The organism is Paractinoplanes brasiliensis, assembly GCF_004362215.1.
Lineage (GTDB): Bacteria > Actinomycetota > Actinomycetes > Mycobacteriales > Micromonosporaceae > Actinoplanes > Actinoplanes brasiliensis.
On record NZ_SNWR01000002.1, the window covers coordinates 1,838,491 to 1,854,650 of the forward strand.

The following is a 16,160-nucleotide window of genomic DNA, read 5'->3' on the forward strand; positions in this document are numbered from 1 at the left end:
ATGTGGGTGTCAGACCCGATGGCAGACCCACCCGTGGCCGGGCAGATTCAAGGGGAACAGGTTCTTCTCCTTGAAAGCCGGGTGATCCCGCGTGTCGCTGTTCTGGCGGATCTTCTCGTTGAACGCGGCGGTGCTGACCGTCGCGGCCCTCGTGCTGCTCTTCGCCCCGGTGACCGTCTCGGCGACCGCCCGCATGGCCGAGGCGTTGATCGTCCTGGCCGGCACGGCGGTCACCCTGATCGCGAACGCGGCGATGCTGCGGGTCGGCCTGGCGCCGCTGGCCCGGCTGTCCCGGGTGATGACCACCGTCGACCTGCTCAAGCCGGGCACCCGCCTGGCCGTACGGGGTCACGGTGAGATCGCCGCGCTGATCGCCGCGTTCAACTCGATGCTGGAACGGCTCGAGAGCGAACGGGCGGCCAGCGCCGGGCGCGCGCTGTCGGCTCAGGAGGCCGAGCGGCACCGGATCGCGCAGGAGCTGCACGACGAGATCGGCCAGACGCTGACGGCGGTGCTGCTCGACCTCGGACGGGTGACCCAGGCGGCCCCGGAACAGACGCGTGACCAGCTGTTACAGGTGCGGGAGAGCATCCGCAACAGCCTCGACGAGATCCGCCGGATCGCTCGCCGGTTGCGGCCGGGCGTGCTCGACGAGCTGGGGCTGGCCAGTGCCCTGCGCGCGCTGGCGGGCGAGTTCACCACGGCCGGCATGTCGGTGCGGCGTCAGGTCGGCGCCGAACTGCCGGTGCTGAGCAAGGAGGTCGAGCTGGTGGTCTACCGGGTCGCTCAGGAGAGCCTGACCAACGCCGCGCGCCACTCGGCGGCCCAGCACGTCGATCTGGTGCTCTCCCACGAAAAAGACCAACTGCAGTTGTGCGTACGGGATGACGGCCGTGGCCTGAGAGGCGCGGCAGAAGGGGCAGGGATTCGCGGCATGCGAGAACGGGCGCTTCTGATCGGGGCAGGCTTGACTGTCGAGTCCGGAACCACCGGCGGCACCTCGGTTCAGCTGCGGGTGCCCACATGATCCGTATCCTGCTGGCCGACGACCACGCCCTCGTACGCCGGGGCGTGCGCCTGATCCTGGACGGCGAACCGGATCTCGAAGTGATCGGTGAGGCAGCCGACGGGGCCGAGGCCCTGGCCCTGGCCGCCGCCGACCCGCCCGATCTCGCTGTGCTCGACATCGCCATGCCCCGGATGACCGGCCTGCAGGCCGCCCGGGAGCTCACCCGCAGCCACCCGGACGTGCGCATCCTGATCCTCACCATGTACGACAACGAGCAGTTCTTCTTCGAGGCGCTGCGGGTCGGCGCCGCGGGCTACGTGCTGAAGTCGGTTGCCGACCGCGACCTGGTCGAGGCCTGCCACGCGGCGATGCGCGACGAGCCGTTCCTCTATCCGGGGGCCGAGACCGCCCTGGTGCGCGACTATCTGGAGCGGGCCGGCAACGGCGCCGAGATCCCCGCGCGGGTGGTCACCGAGCGCGAGGAGGAGGTGCTCAAGCTCGTCGCCGAGGGTCACTCGACGCGCGAGATCGCCGAGATGCTCTACATCAGCGTCAAGACGGTCGAGCGGCACCGGTCGAACATCCTCACCAAGCTGGGTCTGAAGGACCGCCAGGAGCTGACCCGGTACGCCATCCGAGCCGGGTTGATCGAGCCGTGATGCTCACTGTCCTGATCGTGCACACGGCGGCCGCGCTGCTGGCGCCCAAGCTCGTGCGTGCCTTCGGCAACCGCGCCCTTTATCTGCTGGCCCTGATCCCGGCCGCGACGTTCGGCTGGGCCCTGTCCGCCCGTCCGCCGCTGACCGAGACCTACCCGTGGGTGCCGCACCTGGGCATGGACCTGGCGCTGCGCACCGGCACGCTGTCGTGGCTGATGCTGCTGATCGTCAGCGGGATCGGCGCCGTGGTCCTGGCCTACTGCGCCCGCTACTTCGACGAGGGCGACCCGTCCGTCGGCCGTTTCGCGGGCGTCTTCCTCGGTTTCGCCACCGCCATGACCGGTCTCGTGGTGTCCGACGACCTTGTGCTCCTGTACGTCTTCTGGGAGCTCACGACCGTCTTCTCGTACCTGCTGATCGGGCACACCGGTGAGCGGGCGGCCGGTCGGCGCGCGGCGATGCAGGCCCTCGTGGTGACGACCGCGGGCGGGCTGGCGATGCTGGTCGGCTTCGTGATGCTGGGGCACGGCGCGGGCACGTACCGGTGGTCGGAGATCGCCGCGGGGCCGTTGCCCGAGGGCAGCACGGTGGCGGCGATCCTGATCCTGGCCGGGGCGCTGAGCAAGTCGGCCATCTTCCCGTTCAGTTTCTGGCTGCCGGCCGCGATGGCCGCGCCCACGCCCGCGTCGGCCTACCTGCACGCGGCGTCGATGGTGAAGGCCGGCGTGTTCCTGCTCGGGCTGCTGGGCCCGCTGCTGGCGCAGGCCGAGCCGTGGCGGCCGGTCGCGATGGCCGCCGGGGTGCTGACGCTGTTGCTCGGCGGATGGGCCGCGATGCGCCAGCACGACCTGAAACTGCTGCTCGCGTACGGCACGGTCAGCCAGCTCGGCCTGCTGACGGTCGCGTTCGGAGCGGCCGGGCGTACGGCGGCGCTGGCCGGGGCGGCCCTGCTGCTCGCGCATGCCCTGTTCAAGGCGGCCCTGTTCCTGGTCGTCGGGATCATCGACCACCAGACCGGCACCCGGGACCTGCGGGACCTCAGCGGGCTGGCCCGCCGGTCACCCGTGCTGGCCGCGATCGCCGGGCTGGCCGTGGCGTCGATGGCCGGGGTGCCGCCGCTGGCCGGGTTCGTCGGCAAGGAGTCGCTGTTCGCGGCGTTCGAGCACGGCGGCACGACCGACCGGCTGGTGCTGCTCGCGCTGGTCGCCGGGTCCGCGTTGACCGTGGCGTACGGGCTGAGGTTCCTGTGGGGCGCCTTCGCCGGTAAGCCGGGGGTCGCGCCGGTCGAGTTCCCGGCGCCGCGCTGGACGTTCGTGGCGCCGGCCGCTCTGCTGTCGCTCACCGGTCTGGCGGCCGGGATCGGCGCGTCGTGGCTGGACGGGGTCCTCACCCCGTACGCGGATCTGTTCGACGGCCCGGTGGAGCATCTCGCGCTGTGGCACGGCGTCGGGCTGCCGCTGATGCTGTCGGCGGTGGCGCCGGCCGCCGGCGGGGTGATCTTCGTGATCCACCTGCACGGGCGCCCGTGGCCCGAGCAGAGGCTGCCGCAGGCCCAGGACGTCTACAAGCGGCTGATGAGCGCGGTCGACCGGACAGCCGTCGAGCTCACCGGCGCCACCCAGCGCGGGTCGCTGCCGTTCTCGCTCGGCGTCATCCTGCTCGTGCTGGTGTTCGTGGGCGGCAGCACGCTGCTGCTGGGCGGCGCTCCGTGGCCCGACGGGCTGCGGCTCTGGGACACCCCGCTGCAACTGGTCGCGGGGGCTGTCGTGGTGGGGTCGGCGATGGTCGCCGCCCGGTCGCGCCGCCGCCTCACCGCGATGATCCTGGTCGGGGTCAGCGGCTACGGCATCGCCGTGATGTTCGTGCTGCACGGCGCGCCCGACCTGGCGCTCACCCAGTTCCTGGTCGAGACCGTCACGATCGTCATGTTCGTGCTGGTGCTGCGCCGGCTGCCGGTGCGCTTCTCGGCGCGTCCGCTGCGGGTGACCCGGGTGCTGCGGGCGGTGATCGCGGTCTCGACCGGTGTGGTAGCCGCGGGCATGGCCTACGTGGCGGCCGGCGGCCGGGTCGCCGAGCCGATCTCGGGCGGCTACGCCGAGCCCGCGGTGTCGTACGGGGGTGGGCACAACATCGTCAACGTGGCGCTGGTCGACATCCGGGCCTGGGACACCATGGGTGAGATCTCGGTGCTGGTGGTGGCCGCGACCGGCGTGGCCAGCCTGATCTTCCGCCGGACCGGGGCGCTGCTACGCCGGCGCGCCGAGCAGGGCACGACCACCTCGCAGCACGGGTCGTGGATGCTGGCCGCCGACAACCCCGAGGCCCGCCGCCAGTCGATCATCCTGCAGGTGGTGGCCCGGCTGCTGTTCCACACGATCGTGCTGTTCTCGGTGTACCTGCTGTTCTCGGGGCACAACGCGCCCGGCGGCGGGTTCGCCGGGGGCCTGGTCGCCGGGCTGGCGCTGACCACGCGCTACCTGGCCGGCGGGCGGCGCGAGCTGAACGCGGCGGCCCCGGTCGACGCGGGTCTGGTGCTCGGCGCCGGCCTGCTGATCTCGGTCGGTGCCGGGGCTACGGCCATGCTCGTGGGCGGCCAGGTGCTGCAGAGCGCCCTGATCGACCTGCGCGTGCCTGTGCTCGGCCACCTCCACTTCGCCACGTCGGCCTTCTTCGACGTCGGCGTCTATCTGATCGTGGTCGCGCTGGTGCTCGAGATCCTGCGCAGCCTCGGCGCCGAGCTGGACCGCCAGCACGACGTCGCGGCCCGCGAGGAACGTCGGGCCCTCGAACGACAGAAGGAGCCGGTGTGATGACTCCGAACCTGGTCTACGTCGTCGTGATCGGGGTGCTGTTCGCGGCGGGTGTCTCGATGGTGCTCGAACGCAGCCTCACCCGGGTGCTGATGGGGATGATCCTGCTCGGCAACGGCGTGAACCTGCTGATCCTGCTGGGCGGCGAGGCCGGCACGCCGCCGATCGTGGGGCTCGGCCCCGGTGAACAGATGGCCGACCCGCTGCCGCAGATCATGATCCTGACCGCGATCGTGATCACGCTGGGGATGACCGCCTTCCTGCTGGCCCTGGCCTATCGCAGCTGGGCCATGAGCGGGCACGACGAGGTGCAGGACGACGTCGAGGACCAGCGGATCATGCGACTCGCCGAACGTGATCAGGGTTCGGGAACCGACGACACCGATCACGAGGCCACGCCATGACGTTTCTCGTACCCCTGCCCGTCGTGATGCCGCTGCTCGGCGCGGCGCTCACGCTGATGATGGCGCGCCGGCCACGGGCGCAGCGGACGGTCAGCCTCACCGTGCTCACCGCCACGCTGCTCGTCTCGTGCGCGCTGCTCTACTTCTCGACCACCGACGGCTCGCTGGTCGTGGCCGTGGGCGGGTGGGAGGCGCCGCTGGGCATCGTGCTCATCGCCGACCAGCTGGCCGCGCTGATGCTGGTGGTGTCGTCGGCGGTGACGCTGTGCGTGCTCGTCTACTCGATCGGGCAGGGCATGGCCGACGGGCACGAGGAGACGCCGCTGTCGGTCTACCACCCGACCTACCTGGTGCTCACGGCCGGTGTGACCAACGCGTTCCTGGCCGGCGACCTGTTCAACCTGTACGTCGGGTTCGAGATCCTGCTCGTGGCCAGCTACGTGCTGCTGACGATCGGGGGCACCGAGAACAGGATCCGCGCCGGAAGCACGTACGTGGTGGTCAGTCTCCTGTCGTCGGTGATCTTCCTGACGGCGATCGGGCTCATCTACGCCGCCACCGGCACGCTCAACCTGGCCCAGCTGGTCGAGCGGCTGGACGAGCTGCCCGACGGCCTGCGGCTGATCCTGCAGGGCATGCTGCTGCTGGCGTTCGGCATCAAGGCGGCCGTGTTCCCGCTGTCGTCGTGGCTGCCGGACAGCTATCCCACCGCACCGGCCCCCGTCACGGCGGTGTTCGCGGGGCTGCTCACCAAGGTCGGTGTGTACGCCATCATCCGTACGGAAACGCTGTTGTTCCCCGGCGGACGAGCGGCGGTGGTCCTGCTCGTCACCGGACTGCTCACGATGGTGATCGGCATCCTGGGGGCGGTCGCGCAGTCCGACATCAAACGGTTGCTGTCGTTCACGCTGATCAGCCACATCGGCTACCTGCTGTTCGGGGTGGGCCTGACCACGCAGCTCGGGCTCTCCAGCGCGATCTTCTACGTGGTCCACCACATCACCATTCAGACCACGCTGTTCCTGGCGGCCGGGCTGATCGAGCAACGCGGCGGCAGCACAGCCCTCGACAGGCTGGGCGGCCTGGCCAAACTGTCACCGGTGCTGGCCGTGCTGTTCCTCGTGCCCGCCCTCAACCTGGCCGGCATCCCGCCGTTCTCCGGGTTCATCGGCAAGCTCGGCCTGGTGCAGGCGGGCGTGGCCGACGGCGGCGTGCTGGCCTGGATGCTGGTCGGCGGCGGCATCCTGACCAGCCTGCTCACCCTGTACGCGGTGGCTCGTGTCTGGAACCTGGCGTTCTGGCGTACACCGCCCAAGTCGATGCCGTCGGTCCGGCTGCCCGCGCTGATGGTCGCGCCGACGCTGGCCCTGGTCACGCTGGGCGTGGGCCTGACGTTCGCCGCCGGGCCGCTGTTCGACGTGGGCGACCAGGCCGCGTCGACGCTGATGCAGCGCTCCGGCTACGTCGAAGCGGTCTACGGAGAAGGAGGTGCGCCGTGACCGGCGGACGATGGCGGGACAGGTGCGTGGCCGCGGCCGGCCTCACCGTGATCTGGATGTTCCTGTGGGGCTCGTTCACCCCGCTGACCTTCACCGGTGGCCTGATCGTGGCGGTGATCGTGCTCATCGTGTTCCCGTTGCCGCCGGTCACCTACGCCGGCCGGGTCCGCCCGTACGGGCTCCTGAAGTTCGCCGTCCGATTCCTGCGCGACCTCGTGGTGGCCAGCGCGCAGGTCGCTCTGCTGGCGTTCCGCGTCGGGCACGTGCCGCGCAGCGCGATCATCGCCGTGTCGCTGCGCTGCCCGTCCGACATGAACCTGACGCTGACCGCCGAGGCGCTGTCGCTGGTGCCCGGCAGCCTGATCGTCGACGTGGACCGCAGACGCGGCATCCTCTACGTCCACGTGCTGGGCGTCTCGTCACCCGAGGAGGCCGACCGGTTCCGCGACGGCGTGCTCGACCTGGAAGGCCGGATCATCGAGGCGTTCGGCTCGCGCGCCGAGCGCCGTGTCATCGAGGAGATCTCCGCATGACCGTCGTCGCCGTGCTGGTCACCACCCTGCTCGCCGTCGGGGCCGGGCTCGCCCTGATCCGCGTCGTGCGCGGCCCGTCGGTGCTCGACCGCATCGTCGCCACCGACGTGCTGCTGGCGCTGATCGTGATGGCCCTGGCCATGGAGGCCGCGTTCTCCCGGGACGCCACCGTGCTGCCGGTGCTGGCGGTCCTGTCCATCCTGGGCTTCACGGGCGCTGTCAGCGTTGCCCGCTTCGCCATCCGGCGTACGGAGGGCTCTGCTTCTGAAGGCTCCGCTTCTGAAGGCTCCGCTTCTGAAGGCTCCGCTTTTGAAGGCTCGGCTTCTGAAGGCTCGGCCTTTGAAGGCTCTGCTCCCGGGGGTTTCCGATGAACGCCGTGCTCGACCTGGTCGCGGCCGTCTGCCTGGTCGTCGGCGCCCTGCTGGGCCTGTCGGCCGGGCTGGCCCTGATGCGCTTTCCCGACCTGCTCTCCCGCATGCACGCCGCCACCAAGCCGCAGGTGCTGGGTCTGCTGCTGGTGCTGATCGGCTGCGCGCTGCGGCTGCGCGAGGCCGTGGACGTCACGACGCTGCTGCTGGTCGCCGTCTTCAGCATGGCCACGGCCCCGGTGGCGGCCCACATGATCGGGCGAGCGGGGTACCGCGCCGGGCTGGCCCGCAAGGATCTGCTGGTCCTCGACGAACTGAGCACCGCCGACGACAAACGGTGAGGAGGTCTCCGCCATGTCACCATCCGACGCCGACCTGGGCCGGCTGATCGCCGAGACCCTGGCGGCGGACGAACGTTTCCGCCGCCAGCCGGTGGCCGTGCAGGTGCAGAACGGCGTGGCCATCCTGACCGGCCGGGTGGACAGCCCGGAGGTCTACGACACCCTGCTGGCGCAGGTCCGCGAGTTGCCCGGGGTCCGCGACGTCTGCGACGGCCTCCTGATAGCCGACGGCGAGACCCTGCTGCGCGAGGCCCGCCAGTTCGGTGCGGTCGCCGCCGACCTGGCCACGCTCCCCTCCCCGCCGCGCCGAGGTTCCCCGGCGGCGGTCGCGGCCCGGGTCGTCATGGTCCTGGTCACCGCCGTCATCGTGCTGATCGAGGTGGCGGGGTGGCTGGCCGCGCTGTTCGGCGTGGGCCTGCTGGCCTGGGCGGCCGACATCCTGCTCTGCCGACGCCGCAGGCGCTGACGCCTCGCGTTCCGACGGGCGGCGATTGGGTGGCGGCGCGGCGACCGATCGGCCTGTCGTGCTCGTCTCGTGCTCGTCTCGTGCTCGTCTCGTGCTCGTCTCGTGCTCGTCTCGTGCTCGTCTCGTGCTCGTCTCGTGCTCGTCTCGTGCTCGTCTCGTGCTCGTCTCGTGCTCGTCCTCGTGCTCGTCCTCGTGCTCGTGCTCATCTCGTGCTCGTGCTCGTGCTCGTCCTCGTGCTCGTGCTCGTGCTCGTGCTCGTGCTCGTGCTCGTGCTCGTCGAGGACGATCTCGAGTGCGGCCGGACGGGTCAGGCGGTGCGCCGTGAGGCGCGCCCGGTTTGACGACGGCGCACGCCGACGATGCGGCCGGCGGTAGGAGCACGGCGCACCGGTGGGCGCGGCGCAGCGTGCCGGCGACCTCACGACGAACGGCGACGTTTCCCGCGTACGGGCATGGGAGCGCTCCCCAGGTCAGGCGGCCGATGTATGCAAACCACTGCAAACGCTTGCCCTGGCTATTGACTTGTTTCTATTCTCGCTGAGGCAAGCGCTTTCCTAGACGGATCGCCGGGTCGGCGTGGGTGGCTGATCCGCGGCCTGAAACAGGGCTGCGGGTTCGAGACAACGGTTCGTGGTGGCAGCGCCCGGCAATGCGAAGAGGAGCGAGAACAGCCATGAAACGTTCAGCCAGACGCGCCCTGGTGGCGCTGACCACCGGCGCGGTAGGCGCTGCGATCGTCGCGGCCCTCCCCCTGCCCCAGGCGAGCGCGGCCGCGGTGGGCTCCGCGACCGGTTACGCCTCGAGCAACGGCGGCACCACCGGCGGCAACGGCGGCGCGACCGTACGGGCCACCACCGGCACGCAGATCCACCAAGCGCTGTGCAGCCGGGCCAGCAGCAGCACCCCGATCACGATCGAGGTCTCCGGCACGATCAACCACGGCAACACGACCAAGGTCTCCGGCAACAGCTGCAACACGGCCGCCGACAGGATCGAGCTCAAGGAGATCAGCAACGTCACGATCATCGGGGTGGGCGGCGGTGCGGTCTTCGACCAGCTGGGCATTCACCTCCGGGACTCCAGCAACATCATCATTCAGAACGTGACGGTGCGGAACGTCAAGAAGTCGGGCTCGCCCACCTCGAACGGCGGCGACGCGATCGGCATGGAGAGCACTGTCCGTAACGTCTGGGTCGACCACGTCACGCTGGAGGCGTCAGGGGGCGAGTCGGAGGGTTACGACGGCCTGTTCGACATGAAGGACAACACGCAGTACGTGACCCTGTCGTACAGCATCCTGCGGAACTCGGGCCGCGGCGGGCTGATCGGGTCGAGCGAGAGCGACACGTCCAACGGCTTCGTGACGTTCCACCACAACCACTACCAGAACATCGATTCCCGTACGCCGTTGCTGCGGGGCGGCATCGCCCACATCTACAACAACTACTACTACAGCCTGAACGAGTCGGGCATCAACTCGCGCGCCGGCGCGCGGGCCAAGGTCGAGAACAACTACTTCCAGAACTCGAAGGACGTCCTCGGCACGTTCTACACCGACGCCGCCGGGTACTGGCAGACCGCCGGCAACATCCTCGACAACGTGACCTGGTCGAGCACCAGCGGCGAGAACAAGCCGGCCGGTCCGGGCATGGCGTCGACGACCACGGTGAGCGTCCCGTACTCGTACCGGCTCGACGGCGCCTCATGCACGCCGGAGGTGGTGCGCTCGACCGCGGGCGCCAACACCGGCATCCGTACGTCGAGCGGCAGCTGCACCCCCACGAACCCGTCACCGACCACGCCGGCCCCGACCACGCCGTCGACGCCCGGCCCGGCCACCCCGACGCCCACGCCGAGCCAGCCGAGCGGCACGAACCTGAGCCTCGGCGGCGGCGCCGACGGTTCGAGCAAGGCGGGCGGGACAAGCTACGGCAACGTCAAGGACGGGAACCTGAGCACGTACTGGTCGCCGAGCGGCACCACGGGCAGCATCTCGATCAAGTGGGGCACGGCCACGACGGTGGGCCGGATCAACATCCGTGAGGTGTCGAGCGCGGTCACCTCGTACCGGGTGCTCAACGCCGACACCGGCGCGGTGCTCAAGACCGGCTCGGGCGCGGGGGTCATCAGCTTCACGCCGGCCTCGCTCAAGAAGGTCACCTTCGAGATCACCGGCGCGAGCTCGACGCCGCGGGTGGCCGAGTTCGAGACGTACGCGAGCTGAATGCCGAGGGGCCTCCCGCTTCGCTCCGGGAGGCCCCTCTTCGCAGCTCAACGCCAACAGGACCCACCCCAACAAGACCGCGCAACAGGGCCGTGCCAACAGGGCCGTGCCAACAGGACCCACCCCGACCGGGGGACCTCCACCCTGACCCCCATTCTCCCGGATTCGGCCGATCTTGGGGTCGGGGGCTGTGGACAACCCGGCATTGTGGATAACTCCGCGATCTTCTGCGGGGGTGGCTACGGTTCGGTCAGCGGTTCGCAGGTCCGGGCCGTGGCGCCGAGTATCCGTGGTCTCCGGTGGGTATGCCGGAGTTGAGAGCTGAGGAGGCTGACATGTCTGTTCGTGAACCGAACGCCCAGCCCGACTTCGAGCGTCCGATCGATCTGACCGATCTGCCCGACAGAGCCGAGCGGCCGAGGCCGGCCCGGGTTCCCGAGCACCATCCGGACGACTCGGGACTGCCGGGCGACGTGCCAGGACCGAGCGGCCCGGATTCGCCGCCACGGGAATGACCGGGGCTCAGCTCCGGCAGAGGACGCGGCGGGGCGGGAGCCCTGCCGCCCCGTTGAGGGCTGCCGGATGTACCGTTTGCCGCATCCGGAACTTGATCCCACAGGAGCGGCACTGCGATGACGGCGATTCAGGACATCCCGCTGAAGACGATCACGGGCGGGGACGCCACGCTCGGCGACTACGTGGGACAGGTGCTGCTGGTGGTCAACGTGGCCTCGAAGTGCGGCTTCACCCCGCAGTACGAGGGTCTCGAACAGCTGCACGAGCGGCTGAGCGGGCGGGGTTTCGCCGTGCTCGGCTTCCCGGCCAACGACTTCGCCGGCCAGGAGCCCGGAACCGACGAGGAGATCGCCGAGTTCTGCCGCAGCACGTACTCCATCCAGTTCCCGATGTTCTCGAAGATCAAGGTGCTGGGCCCCGACCGTCACCCTCTCTACCGCGAGCTCTCCGGCGACGAGGACGTCAACTGGAACTTCGAGAAATTCCTCATTTCCCGTACGGGTGAGGTCGTTGGCCGCTTCCCGACCCAGATCGCGCCTGACGACGCCGAGCTGAGCGCCGCGATCGACCGCGAGCTCGCCGCCCCGCGCCCGTGACGTTGACGGCCGAGCTCAACCGCAAGCCGGCCGCGCCCATGACATTGACGGCCGAGATCAACCACGAGCCCGCCATGCCCGTGACGGGGCGATGATCTCGGCCCTGTCCGGTTTCGCCGTCATCGGCGTGATCATGGCGGCCGGATGGGTGGCCGGGCGGTGGGGCCGGCTGCCCGCCGAGACCGAGACGGTGGCCGGCAAGCTCGCGTACACCGTCCTCTCCCCCTGCCTGCTGTTCACCAGCGCCGCGGCCGCCGACCCGGGCGCGCTGTTCACCGAGCCTCTGCTGGTCTCGGCCGCCGCCGCGATCATCTGCTTCGCGCTGCACCCGCTCACCACCCGCGGCCGCGACCTGGGGGCCAGGATCGTCGGGTCGCTCGGCGCCGGCTACGTCAACGCGGCCTTCATCGGCATCCCGGTCGCGATGTACGTGCTGCACGACACCGCGCTCGTGGTGCCGATCTTCATGCTGCAGCTGCTCGTCTTCATGCCGATCACGGTGACCCTGCTCGAGATCGCCACGACGGGGCACACCTCCTGGCGTACGTCGCTGACCGTGCCACTGCGCAGCCCACTCACCGTGGCCGTCGTCCTCGGGATCGTCGTTTCTGTCACCGACGTGCGACTGCCGGACGTGTTCACGGAACCGGTCGCCGCCATGGGCAACGCCGCCGCGCCGGTTGTCCTCGTCGCGTTCGGCCTGTCGCTCTCGGGCCGCCGCCTGCTCGAACCCGGGCCCGACCGCATACCTGTGCTGGCCGCGGTCATCCTCAAGGCCGTGGTCATGCCCGCCGTCGCCTTCCTGCTCGCGTCGGCCCTGCGGCTCACACCGACCGAGACGTACGCCGTCACGGTGCTGGCCGCCCTGCCGGCCGCACAGAACATTTTCCTGTACGCGCAGGCGTTCGACCGTGGCGTCGTGCTCGCCCGCGACACCGTCTTCCTGTCCACGCTCGCCTGCATGCCCGCGCTCGTGACAATTGCGATCTTGCACACCTTGACGTGAACCAAGGTTGAAGTTTTAACGTTCAAGCGTGCTCACCAGTGTCTCCACCGGGTTCAAGGCCGCCTTCCGCCGCTACCCCACCGGCGTAGCGATCATCACAGCGGCCGGCCCGGTCGGGCTGACCGCCTCCAGCGTGGCGTCGGTGTCGGTGGACCCGCCCGCGCTGTCGTTCTCGGTCATGGACTCCCCGTCGGCCCAGGCGCTGCTGCAGGCGCCGAGCTTCGTGGTCAACCTGCTGGGCCCGTCATCGGCCGCGCTGGCCCGCACCTTCGCCGGCCCGCACGGCCCCCGCTTCACCCCCGACCAGGGCTGGGAGTTCCTGCCGGCCGGCGAACCCGTGCTGACCTCCGCCCTGGCCTCGCTACGCGGCACCCCGCTGCGGCTCGTGCCGGTGGGAACCTCCACGGTCATCATCGCCGAGATCCACGACGTGTTCCTCGGCCCACCGGGCGGCCGCCTCGTCTACCACGACCGCGACTTCATAGCCCAGCACTGAACACGTCCCCGAGGTCCGCCGCCCCCACCAGTCAGCCACGGGCAGGCGCTCAAGCGTCGCCGCCTTGTCAGCGCAACCGCGACCTCAAAGCTCAGCCGCGAGCACCTTCTCCAAGGCGGCGGCCACGGTGCGTGTTTCCGCGGCTGTCATGCGGGACGTGTAGTAACGCTCGATCGCGGCCAGATAGACGGGCGCAGCGGCACGCAGGGTCTTGCGCCCGTCGTCGGTGATCACCGCGTACGCGGAACGCTTGTCCTCGGGATTGGTCTCGCGGCGCACCAGACCGGCCGTCACCAACTGATCGACGACGCGGCTGACCCGTGTGCGGGAGACCACCACCACCTCGCCCAGCCTCCCCATGCTGAGCCGCCGATCCGGGGCCGAGTTGAGTTCGAGGAGTACGTCGTACCAGGTCAGCGGTAGTCCGCACTGTTGCTGAAGTTCGCGGTCCATGCGTGGCACCAGCGCCGCGTGCACCCGGAGCAGCGCCGCCCAAGCGGCCGTATCGGTGTCGCCCATCACTCCATGCTACCCAGTTCTTGTGCGTGCGCACGCATCAGAGTACGAATGTGCGTGCGCACGCATTCTTCACACGAACGAAAGGCCAGGCAGTGACCAAGGTTCTGCACCTCTCCGCTTCCCCGCGCGGCCCGCGCTCCGAGTCCCTCGCGATCGCGACCACGTTCCTCGACACGCTCCGTGACCTCTCCCCGTCAACCCCGATCGAGACCTACGACCTGTGGGACGGCACCCTGCCGCCGTTCGGCCCCGACGCCGCGTCCGCCAAAATGACCGTGTTCGCCGGCGAACAGCCCCAGGGCGCGGCGGCCGACGCGTGGAACGCCGCCGTCGCCACGTTCCGCCGCTTCGACGCCGCCGACCGGTACGTGTTCAGCGTGCCCATGTGGAACGCCGGGGTCCCGTACATCCTCAAGCAGTTCATCGACGTCATCAGCCAGCCCGGCCTGGTCTTCGGCTTCGACCCCGTGCAGGGTTATCAGGGTCTGCTACGGGGCAAGCGCGCCGCTGTCATCTACACCAGCGCCGTGTACGGACCCGGCCGCGGCCCGGCCTTCGGCGCCGACTTCCAAGCCCCGTACCTGGAGGACTGGCTGCGCTGGGCCGGCGTCGACGACATCCACAGCATCCACTTCCGCCCCAACCTGGCCACCGCCGACGCCGACGCGGGCCGCCACCAGGCCCACACCCAGGCCCGCGAGATGGCCAAGAAGTTCATGTCATGAAACCCGGGTTGTGGGCCTTACCCGCGTACGGGGGTCACTCGGCCGGCTTTGTTCGCGAGTTTCGGCGCCGCCCCTGACGCGGGTCCTTCCTTGGCTTCCGAGCCCGGCCTTCCGGTCGCAGATGTGGACGTTCGCAGAGAGCCCGCGGGCCAGTTGTCGCAGAAGATGTGGGCACTCGATCAGGCTCTGTAGCCACAACACGAGGTCGCACTCATTCACCCTGCTGCTGGGCTCCGCCGGCAGCCCGCCGTCGGGGCTGACGGCGGGCTGCCGGCGGATCAGGATGGGCGAGTGGCGGTGATACCGCCGTCGACGGCGAGGGTGGCGCCGTGGATCATCCGGGCGTCGTCGCCGACAAGGAAGGCCACCGCACGGGCGATGTCCTCGGGCTGAGCGACGCGTCCCGCGGGGGTGGCGGCCGTCATCTGGTCCAGAAGAGGGCGGTGCGCCTCATTGCCCGGCGTGAGGGTCACCCCGGGCGACACGGTGTTGATGCGTACGCCACGCGGACCGTACTCCGCCGCCCAGCATCGGGTCAGGTGCTCGACCGCAGCCTTGGTCGCCGAGTACAGCGCCGTGTACGCGGTGCCCACGGAGGCCATCCATGAGCCGACGGTGACGACGGTGCCGTGGCCGCGTTCAGCCATCGCCGGCACGAGGGCCCCGACCAGGATGTGCGGGGCGAGCACGTTGACGGCGAGGAGGCCGGCGGTGTCGGCGTCGTTCATCGTGGCGGTCGGCCCCACCGGGTAGACGGCGGCGTTGTTGACCAGGATGTCCAGGTTGCCGCCGGCGGCGGACAGCGCGCGACCGGCGAAGGCGCGCAGGTCGTCGGCGCCGGCGGCCAGGTCCACCGCTTCGAAGCCGGCGCTGCCGCCGGCCTTGCGGATGTCATCGACGACGAGGGCGCCGCGGCCCGCGTCGCGGCCGGTGACGAGGACGTGGGCGCCGGCGGCGCCGAGGGTGCGGGCGATGGCGGCCCCGATGCCGCTTGTCGCCCCGGTCACGAGGGCGGTACGCCCGGTCAGGTGCTGTGTCATGGCATCAGGTCTACGGGCTGCCCAGCGGACCGAACCAGGGCATGTCATGACCAGGTAGCCGTGCCCGTGCTGCGGTTAGGGTTTGCCCATGCCGCACGACCGCTCCGCCCTGGGGGCTTTCCTCCGCTCCCGGCGGGACAGCCTGACCCCTGCCCAGGCCGGGATCGAGCCGTTCCCCGGCGCACGCCGGGTGCCGGGTCTGCGCAAGGAGGAGCTGGCGTTGCTGGCTGGGGTGAGCCCCGACTACTACAGCCGTCTGGAACAGGGCCGCCAAGCCAACGTTTCGGACTCGGTGCTCGACGCCCTGGCCCGGGCGTTGTGCCTGGACGATGTCGAACGCGCCCACCTTGCGGACCTGGCGAACCCGGTGCCGGGCGTACGCCGCCGGGGCACACCGGAGCAGCGACCCGATCCGAGCCTGCTGCGGGTGATGACGGCCCTGGAGCATGTGCCCGTCCTGCTGCTGGGCCGGCGCGGCGAGGTGCTGGCCGGCAACGCGCTGTTGACCGCCGTCCTGGGCCGGGCGCTGTCGCCGGGAACGTCGTTCACCCGGTTTCTGCTGCAGGACCCGGTGGCGCGTGCCCGCATCGTCAACTGGGTGGACTTCGCGGAGTGGGCAGTCGCCGCGCTGCGGCGCGAGACCTCCCGGCTGCCCGGCGATCGCGCTCTGGAAGCGCTGGTCACCGAGCTGCGCCGGGACCCGCAGGTGGACGCGTGGTGGCGCGACCACCGGATCCGGGACTTCGTGCCGGCCCGTAAACAGATCGACCATCCCCGGGCAGGTCGGCTGAGCTTCCAGGTCGAGTTGCTGATCGCACCGCACGACCCGCACCAGCGCATGGTCGTCTACACGGTCCAGCCGGACTCCGAGACCGCCGGCCTCCTGCCGCTGCTCGCGGCCTGGGGCGTCGAGGCCGACGCCGCATCCCAGTGATCCTTGGCTCCCGGC

19 protein-coding genes are annotated in these 16,160 nt (G+C 70.3%); 17 read left to right on the forward strand and 2 right to left on the reverse strand.

Features of this window, described 5'->3' with window-relative positions; translation table 11 throughout:
* The first annotated feature begins 91 nt into the window (after positions 1-91).
* The 15 genes from C8E87_RS40310 (at position 92) to C8E87_RS40375 (ending at position 12,927) form a co-directional block, all read left to right on the forward strand.
* Entirely contained in the window at positions 92-1,027 is a 936-nt protein-coding gene (locus tag C8E87_RS40310) for a sensor histidine kinase (protein WP_133878597.1), read from the forward strand.
* Positions 1,024-1,668 (forward strand): response regulator, encoded by a 645-nt coding sequence (locus tag C8E87_RS40315; RefSeq protein WP_133878598.1) that lies wholly within the window; start codon positions 1,024-1,026, stop codon positions 1,666-1,668. The genes C8E87_RS40310 and C8E87_RS40315 overlap by 4 nt, the downstream gene beginning before the upstream one ends.
* Positions 1,668-4,478, forward strand: coding sequence for a Na+/H+ antiporter subunit A (locus tag C8E87_RS40320; RefSeq protein ID WP_133878599.1), 2,811 nt, complete (start codon positions 1,668-1,670; stop codon positions 4,476-4,478). The genes C8E87_RS40315 and C8E87_RS40320 overlap by 1 nt, the downstream gene beginning before the upstream one ends.
* Positions 4,478-4,882, forward strand: coding sequence for a Na(+)/H(+) antiporter subunit C (locus C8E87_RS40325; protein ID WP_133879252.1), 405 nt, complete (start codon positions 4,478-4,480; stop codon positions 4,880-4,882). The genes C8E87_RS40320 and C8E87_RS40325 overlap by 1 nt, the downstream gene beginning before the upstream one ends.
* A complete protein-coding gene (locus C8E87_RS40330) occupies positions 4,879-6,381 on the forward strand; it encodes a Na+/H+ antiporter subunit D (RefSeq protein WP_133878600.1) in 1,503 nt (500 codons plus the stop codon). The genes C8E87_RS40325 and C8E87_RS40330 overlap by 4 nt, the downstream gene beginning before the upstream one ends.
* Positions 6,378-6,914, forward strand: coding sequence for a Na+/H+ antiporter subunit E (locus C8E87_RS40335; RefSeq protein WP_133878601.1), 537 nt, complete (start codon positions 6,378-6,380; stop codon positions 6,912-6,914). Before C8E87_RS40330 ends, C8E87_RS40335 begins: the two co-directional genes overlap by 4 nt.
* Positions 6,911-7,285, forward strand: a complete 375-nt coding sequence (locus C8E87_RS40340) for an MrpF/PhaF family protein (RefSeq protein WP_133878602.1) — start codon at positions 6,911-6,913, stop codon at positions 7,283-7,285. The genes C8E87_RS40335 and C8E87_RS40340 overlap by 4 nt, the downstream gene beginning before the upstream one ends.
* On the forward strand, positions 7,282-7,623 hold the full coding sequence (gene mnhG / locus C8E87_RS40345; RefSeq protein WP_133878603.1) for a monovalent cation/H(+) antiporter subunit G: 342 nt from the start codon (positions 7,282-7,284) through the stop codon (positions 7,621-7,623). The genes C8E87_RS40340 and mnhG overlap by 4 nt, the downstream gene beginning before the upstream one ends.
* A 13-nt stretch (positions 7,624-7,636) precedes the next feature.
* Positions 7,637-8,089 carry a BON domain-containing protein gene (locus C8E87_RS40350; protein WP_133878604.1) on the forward strand — a complete coding sequence of 151 codons (453 nt, stop codon included), beginning with the start codon at positions 7,637-7,639 and terminating at the stop codon, positions 8,087-8,089.
* Positions 8,090-8,298: 209 nt separating this feature from the next.
* Entirely contained in the window at positions 8,299-8,430 is a 132-nt protein-coding gene (locus C8E87_RS46575) for a hypothetical protein (RefSeq protein ID WP_279536959.1), read from the forward strand.
* Positions 8,431-8,762: 332 nt separating this feature from the next.
* On the forward strand, positions 8,763-10,313 hold the full coding sequence (locus C8E87_RS40355) for a pectate lyase family protein (RefSeq protein ID WP_133878605.1): 1,551 nt from the start codon (positions 8,763-8,765) through the stop codon (positions 10,311-10,313).
* A gap of 335 nt (positions 10,314-10,648) precedes the next feature.
* Positions 10,649-10,828, forward strand: coding sequence for a hypothetical protein (locus C8E87_RS40360; RefSeq protein WP_133878606.1), 180 nt, complete (start codon positions 10,649-10,651; stop codon positions 10,826-10,828).
* A 117-nt stretch (positions 10,829-10,945) separates the two neighbouring features.
* Positions 10,946-11,425 carry a glutathione peroxidase gene (locus C8E87_RS40365; RefSeq protein ID WP_133878607.1) on the forward strand — a complete coding sequence of 160 codons (480 nt, stop codon included), beginning with the start codon at positions 10,946-10,948 and terminating at the stop codon, positions 11,423-11,425.
* Between the two features lie 91 nt (positions 11,426-11,516).
* Entirely contained in the window at positions 11,517-12,431 is a 915-nt protein-coding gene (locus tag C8E87_RS40370) for an AEC family transporter (RefSeq protein ID WP_133878608.1), read from the forward strand.
* A 28-nt stretch (positions 12,432-12,459) separates the two neighbouring features.
* Complete coding sequence (locus tag C8E87_RS40375; protein ID WP_133878609.1) at positions 12,460-12,927, forward strand: flavin reductase family protein; 468 nt, start codon at positions 12,460-12,462, stop codon at positions 12,925-12,927.
* A gap of 84 nt (positions 12,928-13,011) precedes the next feature.
* On the opposite strand, the gene C8E87_RS40380 is transcribed toward C8E87_RS40375, so the two are convergent.
* Entirely contained in the window at positions 13,012-13,446 is a 435-nt protein-coding gene (locus C8E87_RS40380; RefSeq protein WP_133878610.1) for a MarR family winged helix-turn-helix transcriptional regulator, read from the reverse strand.
* A 92-nt stretch (positions 13,447-13,538) separates the two neighbouring features.
* Between C8E87_RS40380 and C8E87_RS40385 the strand changes: the two genes are divergently transcribed.
* A complete protein-coding gene (locus C8E87_RS40385) occupies positions 13,539-14,171 on the forward strand; it encodes an FMN-dependent NADH-azoreductase (protein WP_133878611.1) in 633 nt (210 codons plus the stop codon).
* Positions 14,172-14,449: 278 nt separating this feature from the next.
* Here C8E87_RS40385 and C8E87_RS40390 read toward each other — a convergent pair whose 3' ends face one another.
* Complete coding sequence (locus C8E87_RS40390; protein WP_133878612.1) at positions 14,450-15,211, reverse strand: SDR family NAD(P)-dependent oxidoreductase; 762 nt, start codon at positions 15,209-15,211, stop codon at positions 14,450-14,452.
* 88 nt (positions 15,212-15,299) lie between these two features.
* Here C8E87_RS40390 and C8E87_RS40395 point away from each other — a divergent pair, with 88 nt between their 5' ends.
* Positions 15,300-16,145, forward strand: coding sequence for a helix-turn-helix transcriptional regulator (locus C8E87_RS40395; protein ID WP_133878613.1), 846 nt, complete (start codon positions 15,300-15,302; stop codon positions 16,143-16,145).
* Positions 16,146-16,160 lie beyond the last annotated feature (15 nt).